Source organism: Pedobacter mendelii, from assembly GCF_014635725.1.
GTDB lineage: Bacteria > Bacteroidota > Bacteroidia > Sphingobacteriales > Sphingobacteriaceae > Pedobacter > Pedobacter mendelii.
Genome location: NZ_BMDJ01000002.1, coordinates 1 through 15,945, shown reverse-complemented (window position 1 = coordinate 15,945; position 15,945 = coordinate 1). Strand labels below are relative to the sequence as shown.

Genomic DNA, 15,945 nt, shown 5'->3' with positions numbered 1-15,945 from the left:
TTCCAGATACATCTGTTACAATTTCTGCATAAATATCAGTGCCCTTAACGCATTGTATTGTGGGCTGATATGACGGCACATTCTTTAGAGCCGGAAACCAACTGAAATACGGAAATTAATAGGTTGCCCCTCGATGAAATAATAATTACGGACATCCGGTATTGGATAGCCGTCACCGATATCTCCAGAAGCTATATATCGTTTGTTTAACAGATTATCTCCGATCAAACGAATATAATATCTCGGTGCGTTATATGTGACGCCTGCATCAAACTTGGTAAAATCTGCTAAATTAACATCCCTTGCATAAGTTGCTCGTTTAACCAGCGTCATCTGCCCTAAACTTAGAGAAAGGCTATTAGTACGCTGAATCGGAACAATATATTGCACCCAAGTGTTAATGATTTGTTGTGGGGTACCCGGCAACTTGAAACCAACCAGTGGTGAACCAATGGTATCTTTAGTAATACGCGCATTTACATAGGTGTAGTTCACAGATACTGATAAACTCGATGTGATATTTCCTAAAACATCCACTTCTATACCATTACTGGTATAAGAACCAATCTGTCGCTTGAATCCTAATGAGGCATTTTTAATGTCATCAATCAACACGTTTCGCTTTACTGTATGGAACCCGTTAATAGTAGTGAGCAGCCTGCTACCAAACCAGTTATGTTTTATGCCCAGTTCAAGGTCGTTATTTCTTTGGGGATCAACAGGGTCACCCACTGGCTTTTGAGTATCAGGATTGATGGTACTACCAGCTTTTAATCCGCTTTGCGGAACAAATGACTGGTCGTATAAAAAATAGACGGATGTTGCTGAATCGACTAAAAAAGTCAGTGCTGCCCTCGGCGACCAGGCATTTTGGTGAAAATTGTTATTTCGCAGGGGGATTTTAGGCGAAAGGTTTTGAGTTACCTTGTTTTCGTACCAGGTATACCGTGCACCAACAGTCAGAAGTAATTGTTTTACCAGTTGGATATTATCATAGGCATATACCGATTCATATTTGGTATGGTTATCAAACCTGCTCCTGAAAGCGGGGTCTAACACGGCAATAGAATCCCTATTAACACCGTAATTAAGCCGTTCTTGATAAAAAGGAAAAGTATACATTCCGAAATTGTTAACTAATGAATCGCGGCTGAAGGTAAAGTCGCCACCTGTGAGCAGGGTATGACGGATGGAACCTGTTTTAAACTTTCCATTTAAAAAAAGCTGCGTTGTAAAAGTTTGCCCGGCAGCCTTACTGTTATAGGATAACCGATTGGTTACTCCCGAATTATCACTAAATTCTACACCTGTATAAGTTTCGGACGATAGCGTTGTCCAGGCGCTCAGGGGCGCACTGGTATACTGTGACTGTGACGTAAGCTGCCAGTTATCATCAAACTTGTGTACTCCGAGCAACCTTGCCGTTTGAGTTTGATAATACGTTAAAGGCAAGCCATTAGCTGCACTGTAATTACTGTGAATATTATCTTTAAGCGTTTCTGCCTCAGATCTTATTTTGGTGATATCCGATCCATTGCGTGACTCGCCACGCAGATAGTCGTATTCTGCGATGATATAAGTTTTAGGACTGAAATTGTATTGTACTACCGGCGCAAGCACATATTTATCGGTACGTAACTCATCCAGATAACTGTTCTGATGTTGATATGCAGCATTTAAGCGGTAAGAAAACCCATGTTCTTTTACTTCGCTGCCCACATCAAACGCAAAACGTCCGAGGCTATAACTTCCTCCGGTAACTTCAAAATTCATTAATTTTTGGCTCGGTGTTTTGGTGTTAATATTAATAATACCACTAGCCTCCCCAACAGAGTTGATAAACCCGGCAGGGCCTTTAACAAACTCAACGCTTTCAAACATGGCGGGGTCATCAAGAACAGCACCGAAATTTTGGTGACGGGGCATTCCATTCAAGGTAGTATATCCTGAAAATCCCCTGATCTGTATTGCCGCAGAATTGTCAAATGCTGTGCTGTTAAAACCAAAATAGACGCCGCTGGCGTTACGGGCTACGTCTTTGAGCTGCAACGCTCCCTGCTGCTGTATCATCTGAGCGGAGACGCTTATAATATTCTGCGGAACCTGAATGATGGGTTGCTGAAGTTTAAGTCCCACCGAGACGGTATCTTTTTTCATTTTTTTTGCCCGGCGGGTACTTACCATAACCTCTTTTAATTGACGTGTCATGGTCGTTGAATCAGTTGCAGGGCGATTCTGTGCAAAGCAGTAACTTCCGGTGAAAAGTGGGAAAAGTAATAAAAGGTATAATTTCTTTTTCATGCGTATGTGGGTTAGATTAATTTTTGATTTTTATAAAAAGTGCGCCTGCCAAAACAGCCAAAGACAGGAATATTACCGGGAATAGTGACGAGCCTAATCTGGCCGTTTTATGTTTATCTTTTTGTAGTGAAAACATGGGCAGCTTAGCAAGTTCCCGAAGCTTGATTTGCCGTCCTTCCAACAAATATTTGTTCATGAAAGCGGTATATCTTTGTTGGAAGACGTTGGCTTGCTGTTCAAATCTTAAGTAATCGGATTGCGTATTTTCGGCATCTGCGGTTAGGGTATGTTCAATTGCAGTAACTGGATTAAGCCAGCTGCTTTTATGAATAAAATTGAAATGTCCATCGACTTGCTGATAATAATTATCAGCGAGTCGCTTCAATCTTCGTTGCAGCAGGTCCTGATAGGCAGCAAAGCGCTTATTGCCATATTGAGCGGTATCCGAAACCCTCCTGAGCGTTTCATACTGAGGATTGTTTGTATAAAAACTGTCGATTTGTACAGCTATTGACAACTCCCAGGTGTCCCAGGTTACTGCTCTTGCCTTGTTATCCAATTCTGCTCTCGAAGGTAAGGGATAAGCGAGGTCACCTACTCTTGCTAATGCAGCTGGAATAATTATTGCCAATAGCAGCCAGCAGCTTAAAAGCAAAAGGGCATTTTGCCTAGACGGCAAGTGTAATTGAGCGACAAACAGGGAAACCGCGAACCAGAAAACCAGGTAAACCAAAATCGCTAACAGCCAAAGCAGGGCATCAGGTATCGTTACACCACCACTCAAATCGGACAATTTAAAGCCAGCAAGACTAATTAGCACAGCAAGTATAGAAAGGATCAGAAAGCGAAACCCCAATTTTCCTAAGATCAATAATCGAATTTCAATTCCATGCACCTTTAACAAGCGGTCTGTTTGTTGTTCTTGTTCGTGTGAAAACACATTATGACCCCATAGTACGATTAACAGAGGAAACAAATAGATCAACACAAAAGCTAGGTCAAAATTTCCAATAGCCAGTTTTTCAGGGTTAATAATCTCCAGATCGGGTGGGGTAAGATTAGTGCGTTTTGTGTTGACGAGATCGAAAAACGGCAGCAGGTTTCGCTGCCCTATAGCCAGCACTGACAGTGCCTTTGGCGGATTAATGGCATATGGTGGATTTTTAAATTCGACAACTTGGGGAATACCAGCCTGGCTGGCAAATGTTTTACCTTGAATAGTTGAGGTATCAGCTTTAAACCTGCCAATTAGTTCGTTTAAATTGTTATGCTGTATAAGTTGGAGGCTGTCAATTACCGATAGCTGTTGCAAAGCTAACCGCCGGCCATTATTTATTCCATACATACCCAGTATCAGAAACATAAGCAAAAGCATCAGCATCAGAGGCTGCCTGCGTAGCTTGATCATTTCATAACGCCACAGAATTAGTATGATTTTAAACTTCGTATTCATGGCTTTTTAGTGATTATGTGCAAGAGGGCAGCTGAAAAAAAAACCCATATTAACAGGGAAATAATCGGTAACAACTGCCAGCTGATGACCCTTTCCGCGTCGGGTACCAAATACTCAAAGTCTGGTATACTTTTAAAAAATACAGAACTCGCCCTATAAGAGCCCGTTTTTACCGGATGAGCGGCTAACTCCATATTGAGCTTTCTAATCAATTCGTTACGATAAAGCCGGGCTTGTGCATAAAAATTATCATGCTGATAAAAGTCAGTACCACACGCCGTCATGGATATCCTTTTAATCGCTAGGAAAGGATCAAGAACACTTGTTTTATTTAGAAAATCCTGCTGTCTGTTGAGTGTTTGCCTAACCTGGCCATAATAATATTCAAAAACCTTGTTTTGGTAATCTTCATTCATTTGCATGGTAATGCCGGCTGCATCTACCGGCAACATCGACAAGCTGTCTACATGATATTTAAGCAGCAATACTTTTATATTACGCTCTCCTCTTTCGAAATAAGGGTCATGGCCATTCAACCCCTTTAAAAAACCTTGTTCTATATTATTCTTAAAAGTTGCGCGTGACATCAGTGGATTTTGCTTGTCAGCCATTGTAGTTAAAACGGGAGGTAATACCACGAAGAGCAGTAGCCATATCATAAACAGAACTACGAGTGCATTGCTGGAATTATTGCTCCTTGCAGAAACTATCACGCCAACCAGGATGATGATGAAATAATAGAGCAGATAACAAGCAGTCAGTAAAAGGAACCTAGTGAGCAGCATGTTATCTGTTAAGCCTACCATAACAGCAAAAGCAAGACACAGTGGTAAAAGGATTATTAAAGTCAAGATATAATTTGACCAGACTTTTTGCCAGGCGATGGTAATTGGCTTCATTCCCTGTGCAAGAAGCATTTTCCACGTTCCAGATTCTTTCTCTCCAGTTATAGAAGAAGAGGTGATATAAAATAAAAGTAAGGGTACTAAAACCTGCAAAATAAGGGCGAAAGATAAGGGCCCGAAACGCAAAACAGTATCACTGTCTGCTACTTTAATATGTTCTAATTCATTTTGTTTATGCGCTTCCACACGGTAGGTGCTTCCAAAATAGTCATTCAACCCCTGGTCAAAAAAGCTTAGAACGTTGACCGGCTTGAAAAGGTAAGTTCCAAAATGGGCCGCATCATGAGGATTGCCATGTAGGCTTTCCCACTGCTCGCGAAAATTAGTCTTCGCTTTTAATTCACCGATTCTTTCCTTATCCCAACTGGTGTAAGTCATTATTGCCGAACAAATTAGTAACAACCAGATGATCATGAGGCTTAACGCTACGGTATGGTCGCGGCAAAGAGACTTGAGATCTTTTTCAATGATGATATATCGATTTATGCGCATAAATTTTTTAATGCAATAAAGTTGCATTAAATTTGTTAGCTTCACAAATAAATTATTATTTAGGATATAATTATCTCGTTATATAGTTCCATTTTATAGAAATAAGCTGTAGTCATAGTTCGACGGACTTTAAAACCACAATATTGTTGCACTCATAATATAATCAATGAATAACACAAATAGCACCTTACATAAAGTATGGATAGCATGGTTTTGTAAACTGCTCGGAAAGAACCGGTATCCTTTTTATAAACAGCCGGAAGCTATGGACTGTGGCCCAACCTGCTTAAAGACAATCGTTCGCTTTCATGGTAAACGTTTTCCATTGCAGTATTTCAGGCGACTATGTGGTGTAACCCGTCAGGGTACAACCATGGCCGGACTTCAACGGGCGGCAGGTTTTATGGGATTTAAAACACTGCCCGTGGAGCTCACTTACGAACGTTTGCAGGAAAAAGTTGCGCTACCCTGCATCCTGCACTGGGAAAAAGGGCATTATGTCGTATTATTTAAATTAACATCGAAAAAAGCTTTGATTGCAGATCCGGCTCTCGATGGTCTGGTTTGGATTAAGCGCGCTGACTTTTTAAAATCATGGCAAGTAGCAGATCGAACAGAAACCGGCAGGGCTTTACTTTTGGAAGTAACCCCCGAATTCGGCCAGATCCCGGAAGCTGGCGATGATCAAACAACTCTTTGGTCTTTATCACCCTATCTCAAGGGAAAGCAAAAGGCTCTTTATCCTGTTTTGTTGAGCTTGCTACTGGCAAGCGGATTTTCCTTACTGGTTCCGCTACTTACACAGCTTATTGTAGATAAAGGGATTGACGGCAAAAATGTAAACTTACTTGGGCTGATCTGTCTGGGACAACTTTTACTTTTTACCGGACGAATGATTATGGACTACCTAAGAGCCCGCTGGCTTTTTAGGATTGGTGCGCTTACGAGCATAGCTATGCTCAAAAATTTTCTTGCCCGTTTGATGCGCCTGCCTTTTAATTTTTTTGACAATCGCCAGGCAGGTGACAATATGCAGCGGGTCAACGACAACCAGCGTGTAGAAGATTTTTTGACCACTACGCTTATCGGTGCTGTGATGTCTGTTGTTACTGTAATTGTTTTAGGTGGCGTATTATGGTATTATGATTGGCGTATATTCATATTGTTTTTTGCTGGGGCAACTTTCAGTTTGATCTGGTCAAACTCTTTTCAGCAAAAAAGAAAGGTACTCGACCAAAAGAAGTTTAAAGTGTTATCGGCAAACCAACAGCTTTTACTTGAGATCTTTCACGCCATGCAAGAGATCAAACTTACGGGCAGCGAGGAAGAAAAAAAAGCGGTTTGGGAGACCTTACAGGACAGGTCTTATAATCTCAAATTGGAAAGCTTGCAGCTTGATCAGTTGATACAGGGCGTTGGTTCATTCGCCAATGAGGTAAAAAATGTGCTGATTACTTACTTGGCGGCGGTATTAGTAATCAATGGACACCTAACTTTAGGTGGGATGCTAGCCGTGACCTATATATGTGGACAGCTGAACGCGCCGGTCGTTCAGCTAATCGAGTTTATGCGCCTATCTCAAAATACCAGATTTATCTTGCAACGTATGGAAGAGGTTTACCGTGAACCAGAGGAAGACTTTAATCTTAATGCAGTGCCCTTGCCTCCGCTACCGGCAGACATTGTTATCTGTAAATTAAGCTTTCGATACAACCCAGATACTCCATTTGTACTTCAAAATATTAACATGATCATCCCTGCTGGAAAAATAACCGCCGTTGTAGGGATGAGCGGAAGTGGTAAAACGACCTTATTCAAACTATTGCTTAAATTTTATGAAGCATCAACTGGCGGAATTAATCTTGGCGGAATACCTTTCGAGCGATTGAGCGCCCGTGAATGGAGAGAACATTGCGGCGTAGTCATGCAGGATGGGTATGTGTTTATGGACACAATAGCTAATAATATATGTGTTGGCTGTGCAACAAGAGACATCAGCCGCATGTACCAGGCAGCGGAATTGGCAAACATGCATGAGTTTTTTTTGAATATGCCCTTCGGCTATGAAACGGTTGTAGGCAAAGAAGGTTATGGGCTAAGCGAAGGTCAGAAGCAACGGCTGCTTATTGCGCGGCTCATTTACCGCAATCCGGAATTTATTTTCCTTGACGAAGCCACCAATTCACTGGATGCCCATAACGAATTGGAAATTGTTGAAAATCTAAACAGGTTTTTCCGAGAAAAGACAGTGCTCATTGTCGCCCACCGGCTAAGCACTGTAAGACATGCTGACCAGATCATTGTACTGCACAATGGCAAATTGGCGGAGACCGGCACGCACGACACGCTCATCGCGGCCAAAGGAAGCTACTATCATCTTATCAAAAACCAACTGGAACTTGCTAAATAGCATATATGCAAACATCAACTAAAATTACTTTATTTCCCTATTCACTAGTACGCTATCCTGGTCTGGATTATCATACGCTCCAGCAGTGGGATTTTACTTCAATAGATTTCAATTCACATCACGAATTGGATAAACGATTGATTTATTTAAAAGATAGACTGTGTGAGGAGCTGTATCTTCTTATCAATCAACAAACTGATGATAAAGCCAGACAGCAATTGATAAATCTTAAAAGGCTTATTTATAACAGAAAAAACATCGAAGCCTATTTAACGTCTGCATGGCAAGATAAACTTCCCGCTGAAATAAGCGGCCAGCTGTTGGGCTATATACAAATAGGTAAAGACATGCACTCAATTGAATGGCAACTATCCCATCAATACCAAGAAAAATTAACAGAAGATAGGCGGTACCTTCAAGAACTTACGACCCATTCAGGATTTCAGAAAGCATTGCTGTTATCTAGCCCTGTTCTTTTCGAGCAGCTCAAAGAATTTAGGACGGCTGATGCTTCGGCATTTAAGCAAAAGGAATTAAGGATTGAATTTAGCCTGATGCGATACCTAACTCGAATGGCCTATAAAACCTCACCGTTCAGCTTTTTTACATTTACAGGTTTAGCTATCTCAGTGCCTGAAAAGAAACTGGTTCCGCAAGAGGTCAAAGGCAGTATTCGCCTGAGCAACGCTCTTTTTGACTATCTGATAACCATTTTAAAAATGGACCCGATGATTAACGAACACCTCTTAGTCCAGTTGAACAAAACGGTAGCAATTGACGGCGATAAAATTCATTTCCTGGTTAATTTTAATAATGTCGAGTCGTTTCAATCCCTGCCAGCCAAAGGATTGCAACTATATCTAATGAAGATAAAACTCAGTTCAGGACTGACGTTGATTCAATTGATTAAGCAGGTAAAAGGGCATGTAGATGAAGATAAATCGGCTATCAAAAGCTATTTACTTAAGCTCGTTAGTTCCGGCTTTCTAGAACTCGGCGTGGGCATAAACGGACTTCATCCGCAATGGAGCAGTAAGTTTTTGTCTTTTCTTAACGACACCAAGCCTCAGCCTGCAAAAGTCGCAGATTTAATAAACTTATTTACCAAGCTAGATAGGCTTAGGACAGAATTTTCATCCGCTGATTCAATTTTAAGGAAGGATATTCTATTAAAGGCAGAACAACAAATTGGCGATACGCTTAACTTGTTGGAAGCTGAGATCGAAGTTCGGGAAAGCAATTCGGCTGCGGGCCACACCAGTACTGCTTTTAGCATAGACCAATTCAAAAGTTACCGATTTACTGCAAAGCAGTTATTCTATGAAGATTGTTTTACGAACCATAAAAGCCGGCTGCCTAAGTCTCTTTTAAAACCATTCATTGCTAAAGTGGACCGTTTACTCCTTCATCTTAGCCCTTTAGACGGCCTTACAAGCGAGCGGCAAAAAATGACGAACTTTTTTTGTGCTCACTATGGCACAGGCTTTCAGACTTCATTATTGACCTTTTACCACGATTATTACTTTCATTTCAAAAAAAAGGAAAAAGAAATTGGCGCACTATCAGCAATGTCAGAGGAAACGGAAACTTGGATTGCCGGTTTCAAACAACAGATCAGGAAGAAAGACTTAACAGCGGAGACACTAAACCTTTCACCAGATAATTTTCCGTTACCGATTGAACCCGCAGGTAAATATGCTAAGGGTATGTTTGTACAATTGTTTGATGTTGACCCAGACGGGACAGGGGAAATCCAAGGAGTTATTAATGCTCTGCTACCTGGTATGGGGAAAGTGAGTGGAAGATTTTTGTCCATGTTCGATAGCGGTGTGACAGCTAAGCAGGTGGAGCATAATATTCAGCTTTTTTCCGATGAGATAATTATGGCCGAACTGAATGATGCCTCTACGTTTAACGCAAACAGCCATCCGCCTTTATTAAAATACGAAATTACATTGCCCGGCGGCAATGGTATTTACCCGCCGGAGCAACAATTGCCGGTGAATGATCTTAAAGTCAGCTACGATCAAATTGACAAAGAACTGGTGTTGACCTACGGAAGTAAAAAAGTGTACGCTTTTGATCTCTCGCTTGAGTCATTTTTCTTTCGTTCAAACTTGTATCAATTACTTGCACACTTTAATATTGAAAGCAGGCCCAGCCTGAAAATTTTGATTGATTCAGTTGATAATGTTCTGCTAGAACTGTCGTCACCTGTAGGAAAAGGCATACGGCTTTTACCACGTATCGTTTATGACGATACGGTAGTGATTAGGAGAAAGGGTTGGTTAGTAAAAACTTCATCACTCCCTGACCCGTTTGTTAAAGAAGATGATTCGACATATTATATAAAACTTCAGAAATGGCGGTTGGAATATGGTTTACCGGAACTGGCTTTTGTCTATTTGCGCAAACAAACCGTTTTTGAAAAAGATAAAACAGCTAAATCCGGGCTTGGGGATGATTATAAGCCACAGTATTTTTCTTTCAACCAACCACTTATGGTAACTATGTTACGCAAACTACTACTGCGATCCGGAAAGCAGCTATATTTTGAGGAAGTATTACCAGATTACATATCTGGCAATATGCATTTTCAGAACAGCGAAATTAAAGAATACTTAATTCAATGGAATAAACACTAATGGAACCAACCTGGCTGTCTGCGCACATTTATTTCTTAGATCTTGAACTCGTATTAACCGAATTGGTCAAACCGTTTATCGATGAGAATAAAGAATGGCTGACCGGGCCGGACGCCTGGTTCTATATCCGGTATGGAGAAGGGGGCAGTCATATCAGGCTGCGCTTACATACCTGCTTGGCATCGAGTTTGGCAGAGTTGTTATTAAATGCTGCATCAAAGTTCTATGCCAACTATCAGTTTGCTTTTATCATGACTGGTACTGATGGCAAAGAATACATTGAAAGCAACTGTGTTAAGTTTCTTCCTTATGAGCCGGAAACCTCCCGTTATGGCGGGCCTGATGCGATTCGATTAGCAGAGCAATATTTTATGGCTTCCTCCGCCATTACGCTGGAAAGGATCTATAGACTTAGATATACACCACAAAATAATTTTACAGAAGCTATCAGGCACCACCTGCTGCTTATGTTTGCCTGCAAGTTTGTTATCCTAGAGGTGAACGATATCTGCTTGTCATTTATTGACAACTGGCTTAAGCCACTTTGTAATCCAATAAAAAGCGAGGCTGAAGAAATCTTATTATGGCACCACCAATTCGAGCGGCTCTTTCAACGAATCGGTCATACTTTACAAGTAGCAGCTGCCCATTTTTGGACAGCTATTGAAAACGGGTCACTGGACAGTGAGTGGCTGAAATTTCGGATTTCTAATATTCTGATTATGAGACAGTACCTTGATGCGCAATTGCCGAAATCTACACTCAACGAAACCCTCAGAAGCCTGATGCACATGACCCATAACCGACTGGGTATATCAAATCAGGAGGAGTCTTACCTGATGTATTGTACATATAGATGCTTACAACATATTTTGAAAGAAAATTAATAAACCTTATTCGTCAATATGTTCAATCAAAAACAACAAAAGGAATTAAGGCAATATCTCGATCAGATAGAGGAGGAAATAATGGCCAATATGCTAGAGGACGACAATGGCCCTTATTGGCTTGTTCCTTATTATCCGACTCCTACAGCCCCTTATGCGTTCAAGCAATCATCAGAAATATTTAACGGCGATTGTGGTATTGCGCTTTTTTTTCTGGCCTATTATTCTTTGTACGAAAAGCCTGAACATTTGTTGCTGGCTAAACAGATATATAAAAGGGTCAGAAAGATCGAAGCTGCAAAACATCCCAAATTTTTTTGTTTGTATTCAGGTGTTACAGATTGGATTTATATGGCGCTACACCTTTTTGAAGTAACCGGCGATATGGATTACCTTGAAGAAGCTTCAGCAATTGCTAATCAGCATTTGAACAGCATTGTAAATAAGGTCACCAAATTTGATCTTTTGAGTGGTCATGCCGGCAATTTACTGGTACTTTGTAAACTTTATTCATATCATCAACATCCAGATGTTTTAAGAGCTATACATTCTGTTATTGATTATTTTATTGCAGATGCCAGGGTATCTGAACGCGGACTCAAATGGGAGCATGACAAATATGCTTATGATAGCCTGGCCGGTTTTTCTCATGGTGCATCGGGAATAGCTTTTGCACTCATGCAAGCAGGAAAATTTCTAGGATACGAGGGTTTAGTATATTTGGCTGAAGAAGCTTTAGCTTACGAAATGCTTTATTACGATTATAAAGCAAATAACTGGCTTGATCTGCGGCTGGGTTTCATGCGCCTAAACCTTCCAAACGCCCACACCTGGGATATTCAAATATTCTTACCCCACATCAGCAATGTAAACTCATGGGCTCATGGTGCTGCTGGTGTGGGATTAGCGAGATTATATGCCTATGAGGCCACAGGGGAAAAAAGCTACCTCACTCAAGCTAAACATGCCCTTATGCGTTGCAAAAGCGACATCAAATCAAATCGGACTGATTACACTCTATGTACCGGTTTTGCAGGTTATACAAGCTTTTTGCTTAATTATCAACAACAGATAGCTGATAAGGATATACCGGAAACACTCATGACGATTGCCCGGAACGCGTTCAAACTTTATGCTTTGGAAAATACCTTCAATACTTTCATAGAAACCAACCAAGCCGACTTTGGCCTATTTTCGGGCAAAACAGGTATAGGATACATGCTGATTAGTGTGCTCTCGGACCAAAAAGCGCCCGACATTCTTTACCCTAGCTTGCCTCTATCTAAAGTGCAATTACCTGTGAATAATAGATATTCAAGTGAAAGCGTAGCTTTTAACATATATAGCCGGTACTTTAGTAAAACAATTGCGGAGCTAAAAAAATATGAGATTAAGTTATCAAAAATTTATTGCTCAAATATCAACCTGTTTGGAAAAACCATTCTGAGGGTTGCACAACAAAACACATCGGGAGAAGAGTTTGAATATATCGCAGATGTTTTGAATCTCGAACTTAAAATAGTGGAGATTTGGAAAATGCATAAAGGCGCGTTGTGTATAGCGAAGAGAAATGAAAGGTTATTGGGAAAATGTAAGTTCTTAAGCGCCTTAGATGACGAGAAGTTGCTGCATCAAACATTTAGTCTAACATCTAATATAGAACTTCATGATTCGTATTATAACCCAGATGATACGTTATCGATTGTCGAAAAAGTAAAGGTGCGAAAGCAAATCATCCTGCTGCAGAAGGAATGTGATATCGCCATTATTTATCCTGGCAAATGGGCTACCTTTTTGCTAAGTCAGCTGACCACACCAACCAATGGGTATCTTCTTTTCGAAAATGTACTTTTAGAACTTGACCGAGAAAACGTAGACGAAAAAGAGAAAGATATCCTGTCTAAAAAGATCACTCTGCAACTCAGGATATTCATTCAAAATGGACTTGTAGAAATAAATGATAAAATACCGGACGCTGATTAATCAACGCCCGGCAAATTAAATTAGCAAACGACAGTAGTACACTTTGCATGAGGCGTGTCAGAAACATCTGTTTGCTGAGTATGCGTTGGATGCTCAACAGGCACTCCAACACCACCCGCAAGACGCGCAGTCATTTCACTGTCAATGCTGGTTACGAAACTTTCAAGCTGTAAATCTTCTAGATTCAGCTTTAATCCCTGATTGTTTTTCATAAAATTAAAAATTAAGTTATGCCTACTGTTAATTCAGGGTTTCGGCTTATCCCTGGTTGCAACAAGTGAAAGGTATAACTAATGCAACATAGTTGCAAATAATTTCATTAAAAAGTTTTCTTTTATTATCGTTTCAAAATAGTTTAATGATTAATAGCAATGTAGTAGTAACGAAAGTTTCTACATGATTTTTTGGGATAGTTTTCAATATGTAGGTCGGCAGTCCATTGCGTCAGACCGCCAAGAAAAGGGAAAAAAATAACTAAAAAAAATTTATTAGCACTTATTTCAATTTCCTAACCATGATTAAGTTTTATTTCATCCTTTTTTATCTTTAGCATTACCAATGTTACTGCACAAATAAATGAATTCCCGCCCCTAAAACACACTTCAATTATAAATGTAACTCAAACTAAAGAGGATATTACCGTTGATGGGAAGGTAAGTGAACCAGCTCGGGAAAAAGAAGAAATTAAATATTTTTTCAGAATAGAACCTGGGCAAGGTGGATCATACCCATTTCCTCCGTTCGTTAAAATATTAACATTTTGCTGTTCTTTAGACCCTGATATATCTAAAACAATACGCAAAGTCGTTTCAAACAACGCCTTATGGCAGGAAAACATCTTTCTGGAATACAACAGTACAAAATCTCGCTTATAAATAAAATAACGTTTTTTAGACAGTTTTAAGATTAGATATTCCTACCTTAATGTTTTAATGAATAAATAATAATTAATTTTGCAAAGTGAAAATGAATGAAGAATTTACTGATCTCCTCGATAAACATAATTTAAAAAAGACTAGTCCGCGTTTAAGTGTCCTTTCTATCTTGAAATCAAGGGATGTAGCTACCTCGCAGCCTGAATTGGAACAGATTATAGGCAAAGAAGTAGACCGTGTTACTTTATACAGAACTTTGACAACTTTTGAAGAAAAGGGTATTATTCATAAAGTCTTGGATTTAAATGGAACCTCAAATTATGCCTTATCGTCTTCTACAATATCTAATAATCAGCTACACGATGAGCATGTTCATTTCAATTGTACAGTTTGCTTAAATGTATACTGCCTCGATCAGCTTCATATTCCGAAGCTTTCTATGCCCCAAGGTTTCTCTTCTCAAAACGTAAATGTCATTGTATATGGCATTTGTTACAGTTGCAATAAAAAAGCCGAGGAGTTTCTTAAAAAGAAAGATAATGCCTAATATTAGTCATAATTATCAGTTTGTTTATTAGTATATGAACTATAATTGTTGATTCCATCCGATACATCTTTGTACGCTTTAACTTTACTTCATGACCATTTCGGTATTGGCCACTATGTACTGGTAAGCTTAAAAATAAAGTTATTAATGCAGTATCTATTGGATGTTTAAATGACTTTAGAAGTTAAGCCTTTAGGGTAACTTCTAAAGTTATATTGAATTATAATTAAAATAACAACAAATTCTTTAGCTTTACTGTAAACAATTCTTCATCCAAGGGGTGGAGGAAACATAAGATATTGCGTTACGCATAACTCGTCCATAGGAAACTGGTAATTTTAAAAAGTACGAGAGATAAGTGAAACGCTCATGCCAATGGTGTGGGCTTGCTTATTTCGTACTTTAGGTATACCAGTACCTCTATGGACAGATAGGACTTAGCCTGCGCCATTTCTTTTTAAAATCAATCATGTATGAATATCAGCGAACTCATTGATAAGAATTATCACTCCTGTTCCATATTGGAAGAAATGGAAGAATTATCTGAATGGCTAAAAGACAGCTCATATCTTGTCGTTATTGATGAAGAATTAAGGGTTGCGGGAATCGTTAGTCAAGATGACCTGATCAACCATCCAACTGGAAGAATAATTGATTTTGACTTCAGAAAACCTTCAGTATCCACAGAAACTTCCATTGTTGATGTCTATAATCTTATGGCTTCGTCTTGTGCTAATTGTTTGCCTGTATATGATAATATGGAATTTATAGGAGTGATTTCTATTAATCATCTATCGCATTACCTGCTTAATCAATATAAAAAACATGATCTGATTTATCAAAGGGCAATCCATGATTTGCGTAATCCCATTTCAAACATTATTGGGTTGAACAGCCTTTTAGAAGATAGTATTCAAGAACCAGAAAACATCGAAATAATAGATCTCACAAAGACAGCTGGAAATCACGCATTGGAGATTTTGAACAAGTTGCTATTTATAGAAAAACAGGAAAGTGATCAGTACAAATTAGAAATTACAGATTTGAATTATTTTGTGAGGGAATGTCTAACAGAGTTAAAAGGGATATTGTCAAACAAAGAAGTGCAACTATTACTATCGCTGTCTAATGAGAAATTTCCTTACCTAATTGATAGAATGCATTTCAAGAGAGCTATTCATAATGTTGTTTCCAATGCAATTAAATTTTCATATCCGAATGGTACCATTGATGCTTTTACACAAATTTCAGGAAATACATTTACTTTAAAAATAGTGGATAGCGGCATAGGAATCCCTTTAGAAAAGCAATTATTTGTCTTTGTGGATAAACCGCTTCAAATTGACCCCTCTTCGCCAATCTAAAAAGTTCCCCTTAGCCGAGTTAATTTGATAAGGTTCGCCAAAGGAAAAAGACCCCTTTGCGCCAATCCAAATTGACCCCCTTG

General features: G+C 39.5%; 10 protein-coding genes. 6 read left to right on the top strand and 4 right to left on the bottom strand.

Annotated features, from left to right (window positions below):
- Positions 1–84: 84 nt before the first annotated feature.
- Genes IEV50_RS03550 through IEV50_RS03540 form a run of 3 tightly spaced genes read right to left on the bottom strand, consistent with a single transcriptional unit; the run spans position 85 to position 5,151 of the window.
- Positions 85–2,301, bottom strand: coding sequence for a TonB-dependent siderophore receptor (locus IEV50_RS03550; protein WP_188411888.1), 2,217 nt, complete (start codon positions 2,299–2,301; stop codon positions 85–87).
- A 16-nt stretch (positions 2,302–2,317) separates the two neighbouring features.
- On the bottom strand, positions 2,318–3,754 hold the full coding sequence (locus tag IEV50_RS03545; protein WP_188411887.1) for an ABC transporter permease: 1,437 nt from the start codon (positions 3,752–3,754) through the stop codon (positions 2,318–2,320).
- Positions 3,751–5,151: a DUF3526 domain-containing protein gene (locus tag IEV50_RS03540; protein ID WP_262890402.1), complete on the bottom strand. Its 1,401-nt coding sequence runs from the start codon at positions 5,149–5,151 to the stop codon at positions 3,751–3,753. Before IEV50_RS03540 ends, IEV50_RS03545 begins: the two co-directional genes overlap by 4 nt.
- Before the next feature lie 166 nt (positions 5,152–5,317).
- Between IEV50_RS03540 and IEV50_RS03535 the strand changes: the two genes are divergently transcribed.
- The 4 genes from IEV50_RS03535 to IEV50_RS03520 are packed head-to-tail and all read left to right on the top strand — an operon-like array spanning position 5,318 to position 13,076.
- A complete protein-coding gene (locus IEV50_RS03535) occupies positions 5,318–7,561 on the top strand; it encodes a peptidase domain-containing ABC transporter (protein ID WP_188411885.1) in 2,244 nt (747 codons plus the stop codon).
- A 5-nt stretch (positions 7,562–7,566) separates the two neighbouring features.
- Positions 7,567–10,206 carry a lantibiotic dehydratase gene (locus tag IEV50_RS03530; RefSeq protein ID WP_188411884.1) on the top strand — a complete coding sequence of 880 codons (2,640 nt, stop codon included), beginning with the start codon at positions 7,567–7,569 and terminating at the stop codon, positions 10,204–10,206.
- Positions 10,206–11,093, top strand: a complete 888-nt coding sequence (locus tag IEV50_RS03525; protein WP_188411883.1) for a thiopeptide-type bacteriocin biosynthesis protein — start codon at positions 10,206–10,208, stop codon at positions 11,091–11,093. Before IEV50_RS03530 ends, IEV50_RS03525 begins: the two co-directional genes overlap by 1 nt.
- An 18-nt stretch (positions 11,094–11,111) precedes the next feature.
- Complete coding sequence (locus IEV50_RS03520) at positions 11,112–13,076, top strand: lanthionine synthetase LanC family protein (RefSeq protein WP_188411882.1); 1,965 nt, start codon at positions 11,112–11,114, stop codon at positions 13,074–13,076.
- 20 nt (positions 13,077–13,096) lie between these two features.
- Here IEV50_RS03520 and IEV50_RS03515 read toward each other — a convergent pair whose 3' ends face one another.
- Positions 13,097–13,288 carry a pinensin family lanthipeptide gene (locus IEV50_RS03515; protein ID WP_188411881.1) on the bottom strand — a complete coding sequence of 64 codons (192 nt, stop codon included), beginning with the start codon at positions 13,286–13,288 and terminating at the stop codon, positions 13,097–13,099.
- 754 nt (positions 13,289–14,042) lie between these two features.
- On the opposite strand from IEV50_RS03515, the gene IEV50_RS03510 reads away from it, so the two are divergent.
- The gene (locus tag IEV50_RS03510) at positions 14,043–14,498 is read left to right on the top strand and encodes a Fur family transcriptional regulator (protein WP_188411880.1); all 456 of its coding nucleotides are present in this window, start codon (positions 14,043–14,045) and stop codon (positions 14,496–14,498) included.
- A 473-nt stretch (positions 14,499–14,971) separates the two neighbouring features.
- A complete protein-coding gene (locus IEV50_RS03505; protein WP_188411879.1) occupies positions 14,972–15,862 on the top strand; it encodes a CBS domain-containing protein in 891 nt (296 codons plus the stop codon).
- Positions 15,863–15,945 lie beyond the last annotated feature (83 nt).